The organism is Rhodococcus aerolatus, assembly GCF_054783215.1.
Genome location: NZ_BAAGQZ010000052.1, coordinates 75,594 through 95,446 on the forward strand (window position 1 = coordinate 75,594; position 19,853 = coordinate 95,446).

General features: G+C 75.2%; 18 protein-coding genes. 6 read left to right on the forward strand and 12 right to left on the reverse strand.

The genetic code is table 11. The features are described 5' to 3' along the window. Positions 1-4: 4 nt before the first annotated feature. Both recA and ACYVOF_RS19285 read right to left on the reverse strand, forming a co-directional pair. Positions 5-1,051: a recombinase RecA gene (recA, locus tag ACYVOF_RS19280; protein ID WP_460869395.1), complete on the reverse strand. Its 1,047-nt coding sequence runs from the start codon at positions 1,049-1,051 to the stop codon at positions 5-7. A gap of 237 nt (positions 1,052-1,288) precedes the next feature. Further along, positions 1,289-1,480: a DUF3046 domain-containing protein gene (locus ACYVOF_RS19285; protein WP_460869396.1), complete on the reverse strand. Its 192-nt coding sequence runs from the start codon at positions 1,478-1,480 to the stop codon at positions 1,289-1,291. A gap of 56 nt (positions 1,481-1,536) precedes the next feature. On the opposite strand from ACYVOF_RS19285, the gene ACYVOF_RS19290 reads away from it, so the two are divergent. After that, a complete protein-coding gene (locus tag ACYVOF_RS19290) occupies positions 1,537-1,677 on the forward strand; it encodes a hypothetical protein (protein WP_460869398.1) in 141 nt (46 codons plus the stop codon). A 34-nt stretch (positions 1,678-1,711) separates the two neighbouring features. On the opposite strand, the gene ACYVOF_RS19295 is transcribed toward ACYVOF_RS19290, so the two are convergent. Together ACYVOF_RS19295 and ACYVOF_RS19300 are read right to left on the reverse strand one after the other, a co-directional pair. Beyond that, the gene (locus tag ACYVOF_RS19295; RefSeq protein ID WP_460869400.1) at positions 1,712-2,863 is read right to left on the reverse strand and encodes a glycosyltransferase; all 1,152 of its coding nucleotides are present in this window, start codon (positions 2,861-2,863) and stop codon (positions 1,712-1,714) included. Between the two features lie 27 nt (positions 2,864-2,890). Next, positions 2,891-3,649: an SDR family oxidoreductase gene (locus ACYVOF_RS19300; RefSeq protein ID WP_460869402.1), complete on the reverse strand. Its 759-nt coding sequence runs from the start codon at positions 3,647-3,649 to the stop codon at positions 2,891-2,893. 153 nt (positions 3,650-3,802) lie between these two features. Between ACYVOF_RS19300 and ACYVOF_RS19305 the strand changes: the two genes are divergently transcribed. After that, positions 3,803-8,461, forward strand: a complete 4,659-nt coding sequence (locus ACYVOF_RS19305) for an ATP-dependent helicase (protein ID WP_460869404.1) — start codon at positions 3,803-3,805, stop codon at positions 8,459-8,461. Positions 8,462-8,508: 47 nt separating this feature from the next. Here the strand turns inward: ACYVOF_RS19305 and ACYVOF_RS19310 are convergent, their stop codons facing one another. Beyond that, positions 8,509-9,435 carry a DMT family transporter gene (locus ACYVOF_RS19310; protein ID WP_460869406.1) on the reverse strand — a complete coding sequence of 309 codons (927 nt, stop codon included), beginning with the start codon at positions 9,433-9,435 and terminating at the stop codon, positions 8,509-8,511. 78 nt (positions 9,436-9,513) lie between these two features. Here ACYVOF_RS19310 and ACYVOF_RS19315 point away from each other — a divergent pair, with 78 nt between their 5' ends. Together ACYVOF_RS19315 and ACYVOF_RS19320 are read left to right on the forward strand one after the other, a co-directional pair. Then, entirely contained in the window at positions 9,514-10,365 is an 852-nt protein-coding gene (locus ACYVOF_RS19315) for a DNA-formamidopyrimidine glycosylase family protein (RefSeq protein ID WP_460869408.1), read from the forward strand. Positions 10,366-10,490: 125 nt separating this feature from the next. Further along, a complete protein-coding gene (locus tag ACYVOF_RS19320) occupies positions 10,491-11,879 on the forward strand; it encodes a beta strand repeat-containing protein (protein ID WP_460869410.1) in 1,389 nt (462 codons plus the stop codon). A 74-nt stretch (positions 11,880-11,953) separates the two neighbouring features. Here the strand turns inward: ACYVOF_RS19320 and pspM are convergent, their stop codons facing one another. The 5 genes from pspM to rimO all read right to left on the reverse strand — a co-directional run bounded on the left by pspM (position 11,954) and on the right by rimO (position 16,311). Next, positions 11,954-12,715, reverse strand: a complete 762-nt coding sequence (gene pspM / locus ACYVOF_RS19325) for a phage shock envelope stress response protein PspM (RefSeq protein ID WP_460869412.1) — start codon at positions 12,713-12,715, stop codon at positions 11,954-11,956. A gap of 7 nt (positions 12,716-12,722) precedes the next feature. Next, a complete protein-coding gene (locus ACYVOF_RS19330) occupies positions 12,723-13,565 on the reverse strand; it encodes a PspA/IM30 family protein (RefSeq protein ID WP_460869414.1) in 843 nt (280 codons plus the stop codon). Positions 13,566-13,737: 172 nt separating this feature from the next. Continuing rightward, entirely contained in the window at positions 13,738-14,064 is a 327-nt protein-coding gene (locus ACYVOF_RS19335; protein ID WP_460869416.1) for a helix-turn-helix domain-containing protein, read from the reverse strand. Then, on the reverse strand, positions 14,033-14,782 hold the full coding sequence (gene pgsA, locus ACYVOF_RS19340; protein WP_460869418.1) for a CDP-diacylglycerol--glycerol-3-phosphate 3-phosphatidyltransferase: 750 nt from the start codon (positions 14,780-14,782) through the stop codon (positions 14,033-14,035). The genes ACYVOF_RS19335 and pgsA overlap by 32 nt, the downstream gene beginning before the upstream one ends. Next, a complete protein-coding gene (gene rimO, locus ACYVOF_RS19345) occupies positions 14,779-16,311 on the reverse strand; it encodes a 30S ribosomal protein S12 methylthiotransferase RimO (protein ID WP_460869421.1) in 1,533 nt (510 codons plus the stop codon). The genes pgsA and rimO overlap by 4 nt, the downstream gene beginning before the upstream one ends. Positions 16,312-16,368: 57 nt before the next feature. Between rimO and ACYVOF_RS19350 the strand changes: the two genes are divergently transcribed. Next, entirely contained in the window at positions 16,369-16,932 is a 564-nt protein-coding gene (locus ACYVOF_RS19350) for an amino-acid N-acetyltransferase (RefSeq protein WP_460869441.1), read from the forward strand. 26 nt (positions 16,933-16,958) lie between these two features. Further along, the gene (locus ACYVOF_RS19355) at positions 16,959-17,240 is read left to right on the forward strand and encodes a YciI family protein (RefSeq protein WP_460869423.1); all 282 of its coding nucleotides are present in this window, start codon (positions 16,959-16,961) and stop codon (positions 17,238-17,240) included. 40 nt (positions 17,241-17,280) lie between these two features. Here the strand turns inward: ACYVOF_RS19355 and ACYVOF_RS19360 are convergent, their stop codons facing one another. Then, positions 17,281-18,042, reverse strand: a complete 762-nt coding sequence (locus ACYVOF_RS19360) for a methyltransferase domain-containing protein (RefSeq protein WP_460869425.1) — start codon at positions 18,040-18,042, stop codon at positions 17,281-17,283. 127 nt (positions 18,043-18,169) lie between these two features. Beyond that, positions 18,170-19,853, reverse strand: a 1,684-nt coding sequence (locus ACYVOF_RS19365) for a DNA translocase FtsK (RefSeq protein WP_460869427.1), incomplete at its 5' end; no start/stop codon positions are given.

Genomic DNA, 19,853 nt, shown 5'->3' on the forward strand with positions numbered 1-19,853 from the left:
GGGATCAGAAGTCGACGGGGGCGGGGACGGGCTCGACGGCCTCGGCGTCGAGCACCGCGCCGATGCCGAGCTTCTCCTTGACCTTCTTCTCGATCTCGTTGCCCACGTCGGGGTTCTCGAGCAGGAACTTGCGGGCGTTCTCCTTGCCCTGGCCCAGCTGGTCGCCGCCGTAGGTGTACCAGGCGCCGGACTTGCGGACGAAGCCGTGCTCGACGCCCATGTCGATGAGCGAGCCCTCCCGGCTGATGCCGTGGCCGTAGAGGATGTCGAACTCGGCCTGCTTGAACGGCGGGGACACCTTGTTCTTGACCACCTTGACCCGGGTGCGGTTGCCGACCGCGTCGGTGCCGTCCTTGAGGGTCTCGATGCGGCGGATGTCCAGGCGCACCGAGGCGTAGAACTTCAGCGCCTTGCCGCCCGTCGTCGTCTCCGGCGAGCCGAACATGACGCCGATCTTCTCGCGCAGCTGGTTGATGAAGATGACCGTGGTGCCCGAGGCGTTCATCGCGCCGGTCATCTTCCGCAGCGCCTGGCTCATCAGCCGGGCCTGCAGGCCGACGTGGCTGTCCCCCATCTCGCCCTCGATCTCGGCGCGCGGCACCAGGGCGGCGACGGAGTCGATGACCAGGATGTCGAGCGCGCCGGAGCGGATCAGCATGTCGGCGATCTCGAGGGCCTGCTCCCCGGTGTCGGGCTGCGAGACCAGCAGCGCGTCGGTGTCGACACCCAGCTTGGCCGCGTAGTCCGGGTCCAGCGCGTGCTCGGCGTCGATGAACGCCGCGATGCCGCCGTTGGCCTGCGCGTTGGCCACCGCGTGCAGGGCCACCGTCGTCTTGCCCGAGGACTCCGGGCCGTAGATCTCCACGACCCGGCCGCGGGGCAGGCCGCCGATCCCCAGGGCCACGTCCAGCGAGATGGACCCGGTCGGGATGACGGCGATCGGGACACGGGCCTCGTCACCCAGGCGCATCACCGACCCCTTGCCGAAGTTCTTGTCGATCTGGGCCAGGGCCAGGTCGAGGGCCTTGTCGCGGTCCGGTGCTGCTGCCATGGGTCTCGTGCTCCTCTGGTGTGTCGTCGTCCGTGCCGTCCGCCGGGTGGCGGTGTCAGGAGGCGACGCTAGGTGCGGCCACCGACACTTCCGTCGCACCGGCCGGCCCTGTGGACAACCGTCCCCGCCCGGGGTCCGACCGCTGCTGACGCCCCTGATCATAGGGGAACAGGTGTTCGACCGTGGTAGTGCGACACGCCGCCCCGTCACCCCGCCCGCGGTCGCGGACCGGACGGGTCAGCGGCGGGCCGGGGGCACGTCGAACTCCTCGCACAGCGCCCGCCACACGTCCCGCGGCTCCACCCCGGCCTCGATGGCCTGCTCCGCGGTGGTGCCCAGCACGGGCAGCACGTGGTCGCGGACCAGCAGGTCGCCGCGGGGTCCGCCGAACTCGTCGGCGACGAGGCTGCGGAAGTCGGTCAGGCGCACCACCCCACCGTAGGAGCAGCCACGCGCCGCGCGCAGCCCGGGCTAGCGTGGCGGTCGTGGACCTCGCCGTGACCCTGGCCCAGGCCGCCCCGCCCGAGGGCCTGACCTCGTGGGCCTGGCGGCTGCTCGTGCTCGCGATGCTGCTGGCCGCGCTCGCCGCCGCGATCCGCGCGTACCGGGCCAACCGGGACCGCTGACCCCCGGGAGCGGGGGGTCACGACCCCCGGGGCCTCAGGCCGCGGCCCGCTCGCACACCACGACGGGGTCGGCGCGCACCTGCGCGGCGCTGGCCGCCGCCCGCGACGCCGCCGCCCGGTACCCCGGGTCGTCGAGGACCCGGCGCACCCCCGCCGCGAGACGCTCCGGGGTGAGCGGCCGCACCAGCACGCCGCTGCCCTGGCGCTTCGCCCGGTTCGCCAGCTCCCACTGGTCGCCGCCGCCCGGCACGGTCACCACCGGCACCCCGGCGGCCAGGCACTTGGCCAGCATCCCGTGCCCGGCCCCGCACACGACGACGGCGGCCTCGGCGAGCAGCAGGTCCTGCCGGCCGGGGCCGACCACGGCCCACGGCGGCAGCGGCCCGGTGTCCGCGCCCCCGGGCAGCACCGTCGCGGCCAGGCGCACCCCGGTCAGCCCGGTCAGTGCGGCCTGGAGCAGGCCGATCCGCCCGGAGGACGCGGTCGACGGCGAGAGCAGGACCAGCGGGGCGTCCCCCGGCGGCGGGGCCAGCACCGCCCGCGTGGGGTCCCACAGCAACGGGCCGACGACGTGGGCCTCGGCGGGCCAGTCCGGCCGCGGCAGCTCGAGGGCGGGCAGGGTCGCGACGAGCCGGGCGACCGGCCCCGGGTCGTCGGCGGGCAGGTCGATCGTCAGGCGCGCGGCGCGGCGCTGGGACCGGCCGAGCCGCACCGAGGGCTCGGCGAGGCGGCGCAGCCCGCGGTCGCGCAGCCGCCCCAGCGGGCCGCGCCCGGGCGCCAGGCCGCTCAGCATCGGCGGCAGGCCCCGCGAGGGCAGGTAGAGCGGGTGCGGGTTGAGCTCGACCCAGGGCAGCCCGAGCCGTTCGGCGGCGAACGAGCCCGCGGCGGTCAGCACGTCGCTGACCACCACGTCCGGCCGGGAGGCGCGCAGCGGCGCCAGCAGCGGGGTCGACATGTAGGCGGCCCGGTCGTGCAGCCGAGAGCCCTCGTCGTGCTCGTCGTCGGTGGGTCGCAGCGCCAGCCCGGGCAGCTCCCGGGCGTCGAGACCCTCCTCGGCCAGGCGGGGCAGCCACCGGCTGCCGGTGAACAGGACTGGCTCGTGGCCGGCCGCGCGCAGCCGCAGGCACAGCGCCGTGGCCGGGAAGGCGTGGCCCGGGTCCGGCCCGGCCACGACGCTGACGCGCACGGCGTCAGTGCTGCGGCGCGGTCCGGCTCAGCGCTGGCCGCCGTTGACGTGCAGCGTCTGCCCGGTGACGAAGCCGGCGTCCTCCCCGGCGAAGAAGGACACGACCGCGGCGATGTCCTCCGGCTTGCCGACCCGGTTTACGGGGATCTGCTTCGCCGCGCCCTCGCGGAACTGGTCGGGGGTGATGCCCATGCGGTGCGCGGTGGCCTCGGTCATGGCGGTGTCGATGAAGCCGGGGGCGATCGCGTTGACCGTGATCCCGAACTTGCCCAGCTCGATGGCCGCGGTGGCGGTGAAGCCGATGATGCCGGCCTTGGCGGCGGAGTAGTTGGCCTGGCCCCGGTTGCCCAGCGCGCTGCGGCTGGACAGGTTGACCACGCGGCCGAAGCCGGCGTCGATCATGTGCTTCTGCGCGGCCTTGGTGAGCAGGAACGTGCCCCGCAGGTGGACGGCGAGGACCAGGTCGAACTCCTCGACGCTCATCTTGAACAGCATGTTGTCGCGGGTGATGCCGGCGTTGTTGACCAGGACGTGCAGCCCGCCGAGCTCGCTGACGACCTGCTCCACCGCGCCGTTGACCGAGGCCTCGTCGGAGACGTTGCACTCGATGCCGATCGCCTTGCCGCCCTTGAGGGTGATGGCCTCGGCCGTGCTGCGGGCCGCGTCGGCGTTCATGTCGAGCAGGGCCACCGCGGCGCCCTCGGCCGCGAGCCGCTCGGCGATGCCCGCGCCGATGCCCTGCCCCGCACCGCTGACCACTGCCACTCGTCCGTCGAAGCGCGCCATCGTCGCCGTTCCTCTCGTCCTGCCCGGTCGGGGCGTTGCTGCCCTGGTGGGCGTGCCGAGCAGCGAGCCTAACGGCGTGAGGCGCGGTGGTCCGGGCCGGGGCGAGCACGCCGCGCCCGGCGGCTGTCGGTGCCCGGTGCCACCATGCGGGGCATGGGTGCGCAGGCGGGGTCGGGCGGGGCGGGGCCGGGGGTGCTCGCCGGCTTCTCCCCGGCCACCCGCGCCTGGTTCGGGGCCGCGTTCGACGCCCCCACGCCGGCGCAGGCCGGGGCGTGGGCGGCCGCGCAGGCCGGCGAACACGCGCTCGTCGTCGCCCCCACCGGGTCCGGCAAGACGCTCGCGGCGTTCCTGTGGGCGCTCGACGGCCTCGCGACCGTCCCGCCGCCGGAGGACCCGCGACGACGCTGCCGCGTCCTGTACGTCTCCCCGCTCAAGGCCCTGGCGGTGGACGTGCAGCGCAACCTGCGCTCCCCGCTGACCGGCATCCGGCAGGAGGCCACGCGGCTGGGCCTCACCCCGCCGGACGTCACCGTGGGCACCCGCAGCGGCGACACCCCGGCCGCGGAGCGCCGCGGGTTCCTCAAGACCCCTCCGGACATCCTGGTGACCACCCCGGAGTCGCTGTTCCTGCTGCTCACCAGCGCCGCCCGGGAGTCGCTGCTCGGGGTGACCACGGTGATCGTCGACGAGGTGCACTCCGTGGCCGCGACCAAGCGCGGGGCGCACCTGGCCGTGAGCCTGGAGCGGCTCGACGCCCTGCTGGAGCGCCCCGCCCAGCGCATCGGGCTCTCCGCGACGGTCCGCCCGGTCGACGAGGTGGCGCAGTTCCTCGCCGGCGGGCGGCCGGTGCGGGTGGTGCAGCCGGCCTCGACGAAGACCCTCGAGGTCCGTGTCGAGGTGCCGGTGGAGGACATGTCCAGCCTCGGGGAGCCCACGGGCGAGGTCGACGGCTCCGCGGCAGGCGCGCCGCAGCGCACGTCGATCTGGCCGGCCGTCGAGGCGCGGGTGCTCGAGCTGGTGCGCGACCACCGCTCGACGATCGTGTTCTGCAACTCCCGGCGCCTCGCCGAGCGACTGACCTCCCAGCTCAACGAGCTCGTCGCCGCGGAGGTGGCCGCCGAGAGCGGGCAGGACGTCGTCGCGGGGGGCCCGTTCCCGGCGGCGAACGTCGGCGCGTCGGGGACGAGCCTGGGCACCGGGGAGGGGGTTGGGATCGACGCCGCGGGCGGCGAGGTCGTCATCGCGCGCGCCCACCACGGGTCCATGTCGCGCGAGCAGCGGACGATGGTCGAGGAGGACCTCAAGGCGGGCCGGCTGCCGTGCGTGGTCGCCACGTCCTCCCTCGAGCTCGGCATCGACATGGGCGCGGTGGACCTCGTCATCCAGGTCGAGGCCCCGCCCAGCGTGGCGGCCGGGCTGCAGCGCGTGGGACGCGCCGGGCACCAGGTCGGCGCCGTGTCCTCGGGGGTGATGTTCCCCAAGTACCGCGGTGACCTGGTCTCGTGCGCCGTGGTGGCGGAGCGGATGAGCGACGGCGCCATCGAGTCGATGCGCTACCCCCGCAACCCGCTCGACGTCCTCGCCCAGCACGTGGTGGCCATGGTCGCTCTCGAGCCGTGGTCGGTCACCGAGGTGGCCGAGCTGGTCCGCCGGGCCGCGCCCTTCGCGACGCTGCCGGACTCGGCGCTGACCTCCGTGCTGGACATGCTGGCCGGGCGCTACCCCAGCGAGCAGTTCGGCGAGCTGCGGGCCCGCATCACGTGGGACCGGGTCACCGACGAGCTGGTCGGCAGGCCGGGTTCTCAACGCCTCGCCGTCACCTCCGGCGGCACCATCCCCGACCGCGGGCTGTTCACCGTGATGACCCCGGGCGGCGAGGACGGCTCCAGCGGCTCGCGGGTGGGTGAGCTGGACGAGGAGATGGTCTACGAGTCCCGGGTGGGCGACACCTTCCTGCTCGGGTCCAGCGCGTGGCGGGTGCAGGACATCACCCACGACCGCGTCATCGCCGTGCCCGCCCCGGGCCAGCCCGCCCGGATGCCCTTCTGGCGGGGCGAGTCGGTGGGCCGGCCGCTCGAGCTGGGCCGCGCGCTGGGGAAGTTCGTGCGCGAGCTGGTCGCTGCCGACCACGACGACGCCCGGGCCCGGGCGAGCGCGGCGGGCCTCGACGACTGGGCGGTGGACAACCTGCTGGCCTACGTCGGCGAGCAGAAGGAGGCCACGGGCCGGGTGCCCGACGACCGCACCGTGGTCGTCGAGCGGTTCCGCGACGAGCTCGGCGACTGGCAGGTGGCGGTCCACTCCCCCTTCGGCGCGCAGGTCAACGGCCCGTGGGCGCTGGCCGTGGCCGCGAGGCTGCGGGAGCGCCGCGGGGTCGACGCCCGGGTGGCCAGCGCCGACGACGGCATCGTGCTGCGGCTGCCCGAGGCGTTCGACGACGAGGGCACCGAGGTGGTCGCCGGCGCGGAGGACGTGCTGCTCGACCCCGACGAGGTGGAGCAGCTGGTCATCGCCGAGGTGGGCAGCTCGGCGTTGTTCGCGGCCCGGTTCAGGGAGTGCGCGGCCCGCTCGCTGCTGCTGCCGCGGCGCGACCCGGGACGGCGGACCCCGCTGTGGCAGCAGCGGCAGCGCTCCGCCCAGCTGCTCGAGGTGGCCAGCGCCTACGAGCAGTTCCCCGTGGTGCTCGAGGCGATGCGCGAATGCGTGCAGGACGTCTACGACCTCGCCGGGCTGCGCGCGCTCATGGCCGACGTCCGGTCCCGCAAGGTCAAGGTCGTCGAGGTCACCACCACCCAGCCCTCCCCCTTCGCCCGCAGCCTGCTCTTCGGCTACGTGGGCACGTTCCTCTACGAGCTCGACGCGCCATTGGCCGAGCGCCGGGCGGCCGCGCTGAGCCTGGACCCGACGCTGCTCGCCGAGCTGCTGGGCACCGAGTCGGTCCGCGAGCTGCTCGACGGCGACGCCATGGCCGAGATCGAGGCCCAGCTGCAACGCACCCACCCCGACCGCCGGGTCCGCGACGCGGAAGGCGCGGCGGACCTGCTGCGCTTCGTGGGAGACCTGACGCGCGAGGAGGCCGCCGAGCGGGGTGTCGACCCGGCCTGGCTGACCCAGCTCGTCGACGCCCGCCGCGTGCTCGTGGTGCGGGTCGCGGGGCAGGAGCGCCACGTCGCGATCGAGGACGCCGGCCGGTACCGTGACGCGCTGGGCACGGCCCTGCCCGTGGGCGTGCCCGAGGTGTTCACCGAGCCGGTGCCCGACCCGCTGGGTGACCTGCTGGCCCGCTGGGCGCGCACCCACGGCCCCTTCACCGCGGCGACGGTGGCCCAGCGCTACGGCCTGGGGGTCGCCGTCGTCACCGCCACGCTGGACCGGCTCGTCGGCGCGGGACGCGTGGTGCGCGGCGAGCTGACCCCGACCGGTCAGGGCACCGAGTTCTGCGACGCCGAGGTGCTGCGCCGCATCCGGCGGGCGTCGCTGGCCGTGCTGCGCGCCGAGGTCGAGCCCGTCGAGCCCGCGGCGCTGGGGCGGTTCCTGCCCGCGTGGCACGGGATCGGGGCCCAGCGGCGGCTGCGGTCGGTGCCCAGCGCGGACGACCTGCTCGGCGTGGTCGAGCAGCTCGCGGGGGCGGCGCTGCCGGCCAGCGCGCTGGAGTCGCTGGTGCTGCCCGCCCGGCTGCCCGGCTACTCCCCTGCCCTGCTCGACGAGCTCACCTCCTCGGGCGAGGTCACCTGGACCGGGTGCGGCGCGCTGGCCGGCGGGGACGGCTGGCTGGCGCTGGCCCCGACCGACGTGGCCGACCTGCTGCTGCCCGACGTCGACCCGGAACCGCCGGACTCCCCGCTGCACCGCGCCCTGCTGACCGCCCTGGGGTCCGACGGGGGCGGAGGGGCGCTGTTCTTCCGCCAGCTGGCCGACCGCGCCGGCGCCGATCTCGTCGCCGCTGGGGAGCCCGCTCCCCTCGACGCCGCCACGGTCGACGCGCTGTGGGAGCTGGTCTGGGCCGGGCTGGCCACCAACGACACCCTGGGGCCGGTGCGGGCGCTGGCCGGGGGCCGACGCGGAGCGCACAAGACCAAGCCCGCCCCGGCCCGGGGGCGCTACGCCCGGATGCGCGCGGCCCGGCCCAGCGTGCCCACGCGTACGGGACCGCCCACCGTGGCGGGGCGCTGGTCCGCGGTGCCCGGGCGTGAGCCGGAGGCCACCCGTCGCGCCCACGCCGCGGCGGAGGCGTTCCTGGAGCGCCACGGGGTGCTCACCCGCGGGGCCATGGACACCGAGCGGGTCACCGGCGGCTTCGCCGCGGTCTACAAGGTGCTGCGCGCGATGGAGGACTCGGGACGGTGCCGCCGCGGGTACGTCGTCGAGGGCCTGGGCGCGGCGCAGTTCGCCGTGCCGGGGGCGATCGACCGGCTGCGCGCGCTGTCCGGGGAGGACGCGGAGCCGACCACCGTGCTGCTGGCCGCCACCGACCCGGCGCAGCCGTGGGGGGCCGCGCTGGACTGGCCGCCCGTGGCCGGGGAGGGCAAGCACCGGCCGGGGCGCAAGGCCGGGGCAGTGGTGGTGCTCGTGGACGGGGTCCCGGCGCTGTACGTGGAGCGGGGCGGCAAGTCGTTGCTCAGCTTCACCGACGACCCCGGCGTGCTGCGGCGGGCGTCCGACGAGCTGGCCGGGGCCGTGCGGGGCGGGCGGATGGGGTCGATGTCGGTGACGAAGACCGACGGTGGCGCGGCGCTGGGCTCCGCGCTGGGCGAGGTGCTGGCCGGCTCGGGCTTCCGCGTCACGCCCTCGGGCCTGCGCCTGCGCGCCTGACCGCCACGGCCCGATCCGCCCACGTCGTGCGGCGCACCGGCGCGGGCTCAGGCCTCGCTGACCGGGGGCGCGCCACCACGGCGCGGCCGCACCACGAGGGCCACCCCGACGGCCGCGACCGCGACGCCGGCCAGCGACACCGGGCCGAGGGTCTCGCGGAACAGCAGCCACGCCTCGAGCGCGGTCGCGGGCGGCACCAGGTAGTAGAGCGCGGACACCCCGGTCGCGCTGCCCCGGCGCAGCAACCACATCAGCAGCAGCACGGCGCCGACGGAGAGCACCAGCACCAACCAGGTCAGGGCCAGGGCGAAGCGCAGGGTCCAGCGCACCGTGAGGTCTTCGGTGAGCAGCGCGGCCGCCAGCACCGCCAGCCCGGCCGCGGCGTACTGCACCGCGGTGCCCCCCAGCAGCGGGGTCGACCCCCCGCGCCGCTTCTGGTGCAGCGTCCCGGCCGTGCCCGCCAGCAGCGCGACCACGCACGACGCGATCCCGACCGCCGTCCCACCCCCGGTGCGGGCCAGGCCGGGACCGACGACCAGGCCCACCCCGGCGACACCGACCACCAGCCCGACCCACTGCGAGCGCAGCAGCCGCTCCCCGAGGGCCAGCGCGCTGACCGCGGCTACCAGCACGGGCTGCAGGCTCACCACCACCGCGGTCGTGCCCGCGGGGACGCCGCGGCTGATGGCCCAGAACACCCCGCCCAGGTACCCGGCGTGCAGCAGCAGCCCCGACACGGCCTGCGCGCCCACCTGCGCCCGGGTCAGCCGCCAGCCCCCGAGCGCGAGGGCCAGCCCCGCGAGGACGACGGCGGCGATGCCCATCCGCACGGCGAGGAACGTGAACGGCTCGGTGTCCGGCAGGCCGTACTTCGCACCGACGAAGCCGGTGCTCCACAGCAGGACGAAGCCGGCGGGCGCGGCGGCCGCCCAGCGCGACGCCGTCGCCGGGTCGTGCTCGGGGGCGACGGTCACGTCCCTGGACGCTAGACCTGCCCACCACCGCCGGTCCCACGCCCGGCACGGAGCCGGCCCGCCTGCGACGATCACCGGGTGCCCGAGGGAGACACCGTGTGGCTGGCCGGGCTGCGGCTGCGCCAGGCCCTCAACGGCCACGAGCTGGTCCGCGGCGAGCTGCGCCACCCCGAGCTCGCCACCCTGGACCTGGCCGGGCGGACCGTGCTCGACGTCGCCAGCGTCGGCAAGCACCTGCTCACCCGGCTCGACGACGGCAGCACCCTGCACAGCCACTTCCGGATGGACGGCTCCTGGCACCTCTACGCCCCGGGGGCCCGGTGGCGCGGTCCGGACCACCAGGTGCGCGCGGTGCTGGCCACGACCGAGCGCGTCGCCGTGGGGTTCCGGCTGCACGACCTGGCCGTCGTGCCCACCGCGGACGAGGCCCGGCTCGTCGGGCACCTCGGGCCCGACCTGCTCGACGCGGCGTGGGACGACACGCACGCGGCGACGGCGCTGGCCAACCTGACGGCCGACCCGGACCGCGAGCTCGGCCAGGCCCTGCTCGACCAACGGGTCGTCGCGGGCGTCGGCAACCTCTACAAGGCCGAGGTCTGCTACCTGCTCGGGGTCTCCCCCTGGGTGCCGGTGTCCGCGGTCGACCCGGTGCGGGCCCTCGAGCTCAGCCGGGACCTGCTGCTGCGCAACGCCCCCCGCGCGGAGCAGTCCACCACGGGCCGGCTGGGCTGGGGCGAGCAGCACTGGGTGTTCGAGCGCGCGGGCCGGCCGTGCCGGCGGTGCGGGACGACGGTCCTCACCGCGATGCAGGGACGCGGGGTCACCGCGCGCATCACCTACCTGTGCACGCGCTGCCAGCCCGGTCCGCACCCGCCGCTGAGCCGGGGTGGGCGGCCGCAGCAACCCACCGTCGGGCGCAGCCGCTACTGACCGGTAGTGCCGGTCCCCGGAAAGATCATGGAACAGAACGGATCTCGCAAGATCGAACCGTAGGTGGTCGGCGGTCCCTCGCGTACCTTTAGGGAGTCATTACTTCTTCCCGAGGGGGACCTTGCATGCGCGTTCGTCCGATCACCACCGTGGGGGTGCTGGCCCTGGGCCTCGGCGTCCTCGGCGGAGCACCCGCCTCCGCCGCCGGCAGCTCGGTCACCACGACCGACGACACCGTCACCTGTGACGCCACCACCTGCTCGCTGCGGGGCGCCGTCAACGCCGCCAACGCCGACGGCGGGGGCACCATCACCCTGGCGCCGGGCGTGACGTACACGCTGGCCCTCGCGGGGGCGGACGAGGACGCCGGCCTGACCGGTGACCTCGACATCACCTCGCCCATCACGATCATCGGCAAGGGCGCCACCATCGACGGCGGCGGCCTCGACCGCGTGCTCGACGTGCTGGGCGGCGGCTCGCTGACCGCGTCGGACCTGACCATCACCGGCGGTGACACCACGAACACCGCCACGGGTGCCGACACGCCGACGAACATCCTCTCCCACAGCGGCGCCGGCATCCGCACCGTGGGCGCCACCACCCTGACCGGCGTCACCCTGCGCGGCAACACCGCCGCCGGCACCGGCGCCTCGGGCGGGGCGATCTACAACAACGGCGGCACGGTGCGCGTCACGACCGCCACCATCGACGCCAACTCCGCGGTCCGCGCGGGCGGCGGCATCGAGGTCTCCACCGGCGACACCGTCCTCGACCGCGTCACGCTGTCCGGCAACACCGCGGGCCCGACCCCGGGCAACGGTGGCGGCCTGCACGTCACCGGCGCTGCCACCACCACGGTCCAGGGCTCCACGGTCAGCGGCAACACGGCGGCCTCCGAGGGGGGCGGGCTGTGGAACTCCGCGACCGGGACCATGACGGTCACGGGCACCCGCGTCCTCGGCAACGAGGCCAAGGCCGCGACCGCGGACGGCACCCAGGGCGGTGGCGGGATCTTCTCCGACGGCGGTCAGACCACCGTGCGCTTCTCCCAGGTCGCCGACAACAAGGCGACCGGGACCGACGGCTCGGGTGGCGGCATCCAGTCGTTCGGCCCGCTGCTGGTCGAGGGCTCGCTGCTCAACGGCAACACCTCGGTGCGTGCCGGCGGGGCCATCGAGGCTCGCAACGTCGTGGCAGCCGGCGGCGGGGTCACGCCGGCCGACACGACCATCCGGTTCTCGGCGTTCTCCTTCAACTCCACCGGGGCGAACCCCGGCAACGGCGGCGCCTTCCACCTCACCGGTGCGGGCACCACCACCGTCAGCTCCTCCCTCGCGTTCTCCAACAGCGCGGCCAACGAGGGTGGTGCCTTCTGGAACTCCGCCGCGGGCACCATGACGATCAACGGCTCCTTCGTCGCCTTCAACCGGGCCCCCGACGGTCCGAACGTCTACAACGACGGCGGCACGCTGACGTTCAACGGCCGCGACATCGCGGACGGCACGGGCGTCTAGCGACCCCTGCTCCACCGGCCGCGGGCCGGGTCGGCCCCGTGCCGACCCGGCCCGCGGCGCGTCTGGGGTCCGCCTCAGGCGCGCGGCGCGGGGATGGCGGCGATCTCGCCCAGCGCCGCGGTGAGGGCGTCGACCCGGTCCACGGCGGCGACCAGGTCCCCGTCGGGGCCGGGGGTGGAGCGGGCGGCGACGGCGCGGGCGGCCGCGGCGACGAGCTGCTCGAACGCGCCCACGCCGGCGTCGACGCGGGCCAGAGCCCCGTCGACCACCCCGCGGAGCTCCCGCGCGGCGACGGGGCTCGAGTCCCGGGCGCGCACCAGCGCCTCCAGGTCGCCCGCCTCGGTGCGCAGCCGCCCCGCCGCCAGCCGTGCGGCGTCGCGGGCCTCGTCGACCTCGGCGGGCGGCACGGAGGGGTCCCGGCCCAGCACGCCGAGCAGCTCGCCGAGCGAGGCCTCCGCCGTGCCCAGCCGCTGCAGCGGGGCACGCAGCGGGGAGCCGGGCCCGGGCAGCGGACGGGGCCGGGTGCGCTCCGGCGGCAGCGGGGTGGCCCGCAGCCGTCGCAGCCGCAGCGCCACCGCCACGGTCGGCACCACCAGCACGGCCGTGACGCCGACCCCGGGCACCACGAGCCACTCGCTGGCCCCGACGGCCGCCAGGCTCGCCGTCCCCGCCGCGGAGAGGCCCGCGGTCCCGCCCAGGCCCGCCGTCGCCGCCCCCGCCGCGCGGCGCCGGCGCAGCAGCCGGGCCCGGGGGTCGGTCCACCGGTCGGCGGCCTCGGCCACCCCCGCGCCGGCCCGGGGCGGGGCCGACTCCAGGCGGTCGCGGCGTGCGGTCACCGGGACGTCAGCCCTGCTGCTCGCCCTGCGGGCGCTTCACGTACGGGTCGGCGGGCTGCGACGCCGCGGACCCGGACGACTCCACCTCGGGGGTCTGGGCCCCGGGCTGCGCACCCGTGGGCAGCGCGCCCCCGTTCATCGACGCCCGGATCTGCTCCAGGCGGGAGTGCCCGGCCATCTGCACGGTGGACTGCTGCACCTCGGCCATCCGGCCCTGCACCGAGTTCTGCGCCAGCTCGGCGGAGCCCAGCGCGTTGGCGTAGCGCCGCTCGATCTTGTCGCGCACCTGGTCCAGGGACGGGGTGTTGCCCGGGGCGGAGAGCTCCCCCATCGACTGCAGCGAGGCGCTCACCTGCTCCTGCATCTTGGCCTGCTCGAGCTGGGAGAGGAGCTTGGTGCGCTCGGCCAGCTTCTGCTGCAGCCGCATCGAGTTCTGCTCCACGGCCTTCTTGGCCTGCGCCGCCGCCTGCAGCGACTGGTCGTGCAGGCCCTTGATGTCCTCCACCGACTGCTCGGCGGTGACCAGCTGGGCGGCGAACGCCTCGGCGGCGTTCTCGTACTCCTGGGCCTTGGCCTGGTCGCCCTTCGACCGGGCGTCGTCGGCGAGCGAGAGGGCCTGACGCGTGCTGGCACCGAGCTTCTCGACCTCGCCGAGCTGGCGGTTGAGCCGCATCTCGAGCTGGCGCTGGTTGCCGATGACGGCCGCGGCCTGCTGCGAGAGCGCCTGGTGCTGGCGCTGGGCGTCCTCGATGGCCTGCTGGATCTGGACCTTCGGGTCGGCGTGCTCGTCCACCTTGGACGAGAACAGCGCCATGAGGTACTTCCACGACTTCACGAACGGGTTGGCCATCGGGGACCTCAGCCTCCTGTCGTCGGTGCGGGCGCCGGGGAGCGGGGCGCACGGTGCGCGGCCTTCGCGCACGACGCGGGGCACCAGCTCCCCCACAGCTCGTCGCCCATCGTCTCAGGTCGGCCCCACCGGGACCACTCCCCCGACCGGGCCGGTCGGACGCCGGACGACCTCAGGCGGCCGCGCGGGAGACGGCGGGCGCGGGGATGACGACCCGGGTCGCGGAGCTCACCACGGCGCCGGCGGGCTGGTCGGCCGCCCGGTCCTCGCGGGCCAGCGCGGAGCTGACGTCGGTGAGCACGGTCGACAGCGGGACCTCGAGGGCGTCGCAGATCGCGGCCAGCAGCTCGCTGGAGGCCTCCTTGCGGCCCCGCTCCACCTCGGAGAGGTAGCCCAGGCTGACCCGGGCCGAGCTCGAGACCTCCCGGAGCGTGCGGCTCTGGGCCGTCCTGGCCCGGCGCAGGCTGTCACCGATCGCGTCGCGCAGCAGCAGCGTCATGGTGGTTCCCCTCGTCGTCGGAGCTGGGGCCCGAGCCGCTCCCGCGGACGTGCCTGCTCACTACAACGTCGCCACCGCCCCCATCGGTTCCCCGCCGGGGGTCGCGGGCCGAGGCCGCCGCCGCCGCGGCCGCCGAGGCGGCGCGGCGGCCCGTGGCCCGCAGCCGCAGCGCCCGGGCCACGTAGTCCACCCCGGTGACCAGCGTCACGGCCACGGCGGCGGCCATGACGACGACGCCGACGAGGTGGCCGACCCCGTCGAGCGGCAGCACGTAGAGACCGATGGCGATGGTCTGCAGCAGCGTCTTGAGCTTGCCGCCGCGGCTCGCGGGGATGACCCCGTGCCGGATGACCCAGAACCGCAGCAGGGTGACGCCCAGCTCGCGGACGGCGACGACGACGGTGACCCACCAGGGCAGCTCGCCGAGGATGCTGAGCCCCACCAGGCCCGCGCCGGTGAGCGCCTTGTCGGCGATCGGGTCGGCGATGGTGCCGAAGGAGGTGACCAGGCCGCGGCGCCGGGCGATCTGCCCGTCGACCCGGTCGGTGAACGCCGCCACGGCGAACACCACGAAGGCCACCACCCGCGCGGCGGTCGACCCGCCGTCGTCGACGAACAGCGCGAGCAGGAAGAACGGGACCAGCACCAGGCGCAGCACCGTGAGCAGGTTCGCGAGGTTGAGCAGGGGCACCGGCGGCCCCGCGGCCGGGGCGCTCACCCCTCGGCCGCACCGGCCGCCGCACCGCGGGGCAGCGTCGCGAGCGCCTCGACGACCAGGTCCACGCCGTCGGTGCCGACCACGCGGGCCCGCACCAGCTCGCCGACGGTGACGTCGCGGGCGTCGGTGAACACGCAGCACCCGTCCACCTCGGGGGCCTGGTGCGCGGCGCGGCCCGTCGCCACGGCCAGCTCGCCGTCCGCGAGCTCCCCGGAGTCGGCCAGGTCGGAGCCGTCGGCCTCGACGAGCACCACGACCTCGGTGCCGACCCGGTCCTCCGCGCGCTGCGCGGTCAGCTCGTCGACCAGGCTGGAGATGCGGGCCACGCGCGCGGCGACCTCGTGCTCGGCGACGTGGTCGGGCAGGTCCACGGCCTCGGTGCCGTCCTCGTCGGAGTAGCCGAACACCCCGACGGCGTCGAGCCGGGCCCCGACGAGGAACGCCTCGAGCTCGGCCAGGTCGTCCTCGGTCTCCCCGGGGAACCCGACGATGACGTTGGTGCGGATGCCCGCCTCGGGGCTCAGCGCGCGGATCCGGGCGCACAGGTCCAGGAAGCTCTCCCGGTCGCCGAAGCGCCGCATCCGCCGCAGCACCGTCCCGGAGGCGTGCTGGAAGGACAGGTCGTAGTAGTCCGCGACCCCCGGGGTGCGGGCGATGGTGGTCAGCAGCGAGGGCCGGGTCTCGGCGGGCTGCAGGTAGCTCACCCGCACCCGGTCGATGCCCTCGACCTCGGCCAGCGCGGGCAGCAGCGTGTCCAGCAGCGCCGGGTCGCCCAGGTCCTTGCCGTAGGAGGTGGAGTTCTCGCTGACCAGGTACAGCTCGCGCACCCCCTGCTCGGCGAGCCAGCGCGCCTCGGAGAGCACGTCGGCGGGGCTGCGGGAGACGAACGAGCCGCGGAAGGACGGGATGGCGCAGAACGCGCAGCGCCGGTCGCAGCCGGAGGCGAGCTTGAGCGGGGCGACGGGCGCGTCGTCGAGGCGGCGCCGCACGACGCGGGTGGTGCTCGCCGGCCCCCAGGCGTGCCCCGGGACGGTGACGTCGGTGGCCGCGGCGGGCCGCTCGGCCGGGCTGATGGGCAGCAGCAGGCGCCGGTCCGACGGCACGTGGCTGGGCAGGGCGTGCCCGTCGAGCACGTCCCCGAGCCGGGCGGCCAGGTCCGGGTAGTGGTCGAAGCCGAGCACGGCGTCGGCCTCGGGCAGCTGCTCGGCCAGCTCGGCGCCGTAGCGCTCGGCCAGGCACCCCACCGCGACGACCTTGGCGCCGGTGTCGGAGGCGGCGAGGATGGTGTCGATCGAGTCCTTCTTGGCCTGCTCGACGAAGCCGCACGTGTTGACCACGACGACGTCGGCCCCGTCCTCGCCGTCGACCAGGCTGTACCCGCCCTCGGCGAGGCGGCCCGCCAGCTCCTCGGAGTCCACCTCGTTGCGGGCGCAGCCCATGGTCAGCAGCGCGACCCGGGTGCCGCCCGCCCCGGCCGGGGTCGTCTCGTCGCGGGCAGGGCTGTCCGGCTGGACGACGACGGGAGGCACACCGGTCAGGGTATCGCGCCGCGGGGTGGCTACCGTGCCCCGCATGAGGTGGCGAGCGTGACTCCCGACCCGTCCGCCCCGGGCGCCGCACCCGCCGCCGGTCCCGCCACGGCGCGGGTGCGCCGCGCCCGCACCTCCGACGTCCCCGCCATCAAGGCCCTCGTCGACCGCTACGCCGGCCGGATCCTGCTGGAGAAGAACCTCGTCACCCTCTACGAGACGGTGCAGGAGTTCTGGGTGGCCGAGCTGGTCGACGCCATCGGCCGCACCTCCGGGCCGATCGTGGGCTGCGGGGCGCTGCACGTGCTGTGGTCGGACCTCGGCGAGGTGCGCACCGTGGCCGTGGCCCCCGAGGTCGCCGGGCGCGGGGTCGGCCACGCCGTGGTGGTCCGGCTGCTCGACGCGGCCCGCGAGCTGGGCCTGGCCCGGGTGTTCGTGCTCACCTTCGAGGTGTCGTTCTTCGCCCGCCACGGGTTCGCCGAGATCGACGGCACCCCCGTGCCGGCCGAGGTGTACGCCGAGATGCGCCAGTCCTACGACACCGGCGTGGCCGAGTTCCTCGACCTCAGCTACGTCAAGCCGAACACCCTGGGCAACACCCGGATGCTGCTGGCGCTGTGAGCGCGACGAGGCCCTAGGTTCAGCCCATGGCCACCTTCGTCGTCACCTACCACTACCGCGCCGAGCAGTCCGGCGACCGCGACACCCACCGCCCCGCCCACCGGGAGTACCTGGGCTCGCTCGTCGAGCGCGGCACGATGCTCTCCTCCGGCGCCTGGGTCGACGGCACCGGGGCGACGCTCATCGCGCGCGCCGGCTCCGCCGCCGAGGTCGAGGAGCTGCTGGCCGTGGACCCGTTCGTGGTCCACGGCCTCGCCGAGCCCGAGGTCCGGGAGTGGAACCCCACCCTGGGCGCCTTCAGCAGCTGAGCGGCGCACCGGGCGGGGTCCCACGCCGGGCCCGGCCGCCCTACCGCGCGGTGAGCTGGGTGACGCAGAGGGCCTGCTCCGCCGGGGTCCCCACCCACGGCAGGTCCCGCTCCTCGGCGACGTCGCGGAAGTGGTCGCGCTCGGTGTCGGTGGCGTAGCGGCGCTGCGGGTGCAGGCTCACCTGGTCGTGGACCACTGTGCGGCCGAGGTCCTCGAGCTGGCCGACCACGGAGGACACGTCCTCCCCGTACAGCGGCCAGCCGACGAACTCGGCGCCGCCGAGGTCCCCGGTGGCGTCGAAGACGCGGGCGAAGCCGGGCGCGTGCAGGTAGGAGAAGATGCCCGAGGCCAGCACCACCGTCGGCGAGGCGAGCAGGTCGGCCTCCTGGGTCGTGAGGTCCTCGGTGTTGAGGTCGCGGACCACGGCCGCGTCGAGCAGACCCGCCTCGCGGGCCCAGCCGGTGGCGTGGGCGGAGACGTCGATGCCGACGACCCGAGGACCGGGGCGCTCCTCGAGCGCCTGGAACGCGCCCGCCGTGGCGGACCCCGGCGCGTCGGCGATGACCGCCGCCGCGTCGGCGAAGGAGCGGTCGTGCTTCAGGGCGACGCTGTTGACCCCGTAGCTGCAGCCGATGTCGACGACCACCGCGTCGGGCCCGAGCACGTCGCGTCGGCTGCGCGCCCACTCGAGCACGAAGTCCGGGGTGCGGTAGTCCAGCGCGCCAAGGGTCTCGAAGTACCTCCGGGGGGACGGGTCGTCGTAGATCGAGCTGAAGGACTGCTTCTTCGCGGGTGCGCTCACGGGACTCCTCGGGGTCGGTGACGGGGACGACGGTCCCCACACTTGTTCACCGGGACGACCGACGCACCTCTGTGCCCGCTGGGGTGCGGTCATCGCTGGAGTTGCGCAGGACGCACCGGAGCGGGGGTCAGCCGAGCGGGTCGGGCTCCCGGTCGTCGGCGCCCGGTGCCGGGTCGCCACCCCGGATCGACCACAGCAGCCCGTCGAGCTCGTCGGGCTTGACGAGCACGTCGCGGGCCTTGGAGCCCTCGCTGGGCCCGACGACGCCGCGGGTCTCCATGAGGTCCATGAGCCGGCCCGCCTTGGCGAAGCCGACGCGCAGCTTGCGCTGCAGCATCGAGGTGGACCCGAACTGGCTGGTCACCACGAGCTCGATGGCCTGCAGCAGGACGTCGAGGTCCTCCCCGATCTCGGGGTCGACGTCCTTGGCCTCGACGGTCTTCACCGTCACGCCGTCGGTGTACTCGGGCTCGGCCTGCTCCTTGGTGAACGCCACCACCGCCGAGATCTCCTCGTCGGTGATGAAGGCGCCCTGCAGCCGGACCGGCTTGCCCGCGCCCATGGGCAGGAAGAGCCCGTCGCCCATGCCGATGAGCTTCTCCGCGCCGGGCTGGTCGAGGATGACGCGGCTGTCGGTCAGCGACGACGTGGCGAAGGCGAGCCGGGACGGCACGTTGGTCTTGATCAGCCCCGTCACGACGTCGACGCTCGGGCGCTGCGTGGCCAGCACCAGGTGGATGCCCGCGGCCCGGGCCTTCTGCGTGATGCGGACGATGGCGTCCTCGACGTCGCGCGGCGCGGTCATCATGAGGTCGGCCAGCTCGTCGACGATGGCCAGGATGTAGGGGTAGGGCCGGTAGACGCGCTCGCTGCCCAGCGGGGCGGTGATCTCCCCGGAGCGGACCTTGGCGTTGAAGTCGTCGATGTGGCGCACCCGGTTGGCCTGCATGTCCTGGTAGCGCTGCTCCATCTCCTCGACCAGCCAGGCCAGCGCGGCCGCGGCCTTCTTCGGCTGGGTGATGATGGGCGTGATGAGGTGCGGGATGCCCTCGTAGGGCGTCAGCTCGACCATCTTCGGGTCGATGAGGATCATCCGGACCTCGTCGGGGGTGGCCCGGGCGAGCAGCGAGACCAGCATCGAGTTGACGAAGCTGGACTTGCCCGAGCCGGTGGAGCCCGCGACGAGCAGGTGCGGCATCTTGGCGAGGTTCGCCGAGACGAAGTGGCCCTCGATGTCCTTGCCGAGGCCGATGAGCAGCGGGTGCTGGTCGCGCGCCGCGGTGGGGGCGAGCAGCACGTCGGCCAGGCGCACCATCTCGCGGTCGGAGTTGGGCACCTCGATGCCCACGGCCGACTTGCCCGGGATGGGCGCGAGCAGCCGGACGTTGTCCGTCGCCACGGCGTAGGCGATGTTGCGGGTCAGCGCGGTGATCTTCTCGACCTTGACCCCGGGGCCGAGCTCGACCTCGTAGCGGGTGACCGTGGGGCCGCGGGTGAACCCGGTGACGGCGGCGTCGATGGCGAACTGCTCGAGCACCCCGGTGATGGCCTCAATCATGGCGTCGTTGGCGCTGGACCGGGTCTTGGGCGGGTCCCCGGCCTGCAGCAGGGTCACCGGCGGCAGCGCGTAGTCGCCCTCGGTGACCCGCTCCACGCGCAGCGGGGCGTCCCCGGCCGCGGCCAGGTCGGGCACCGTGTCCTCGGCGGGTGCGTGGGCGACGACGCCTCGCCCCGGGCGGCGGCGCGGCGCCCAGTCGGCCTCGAGACCGGCCGCCGCGTCGAGGGTGGACAGGTCCGGGGTCGGCGGGGCG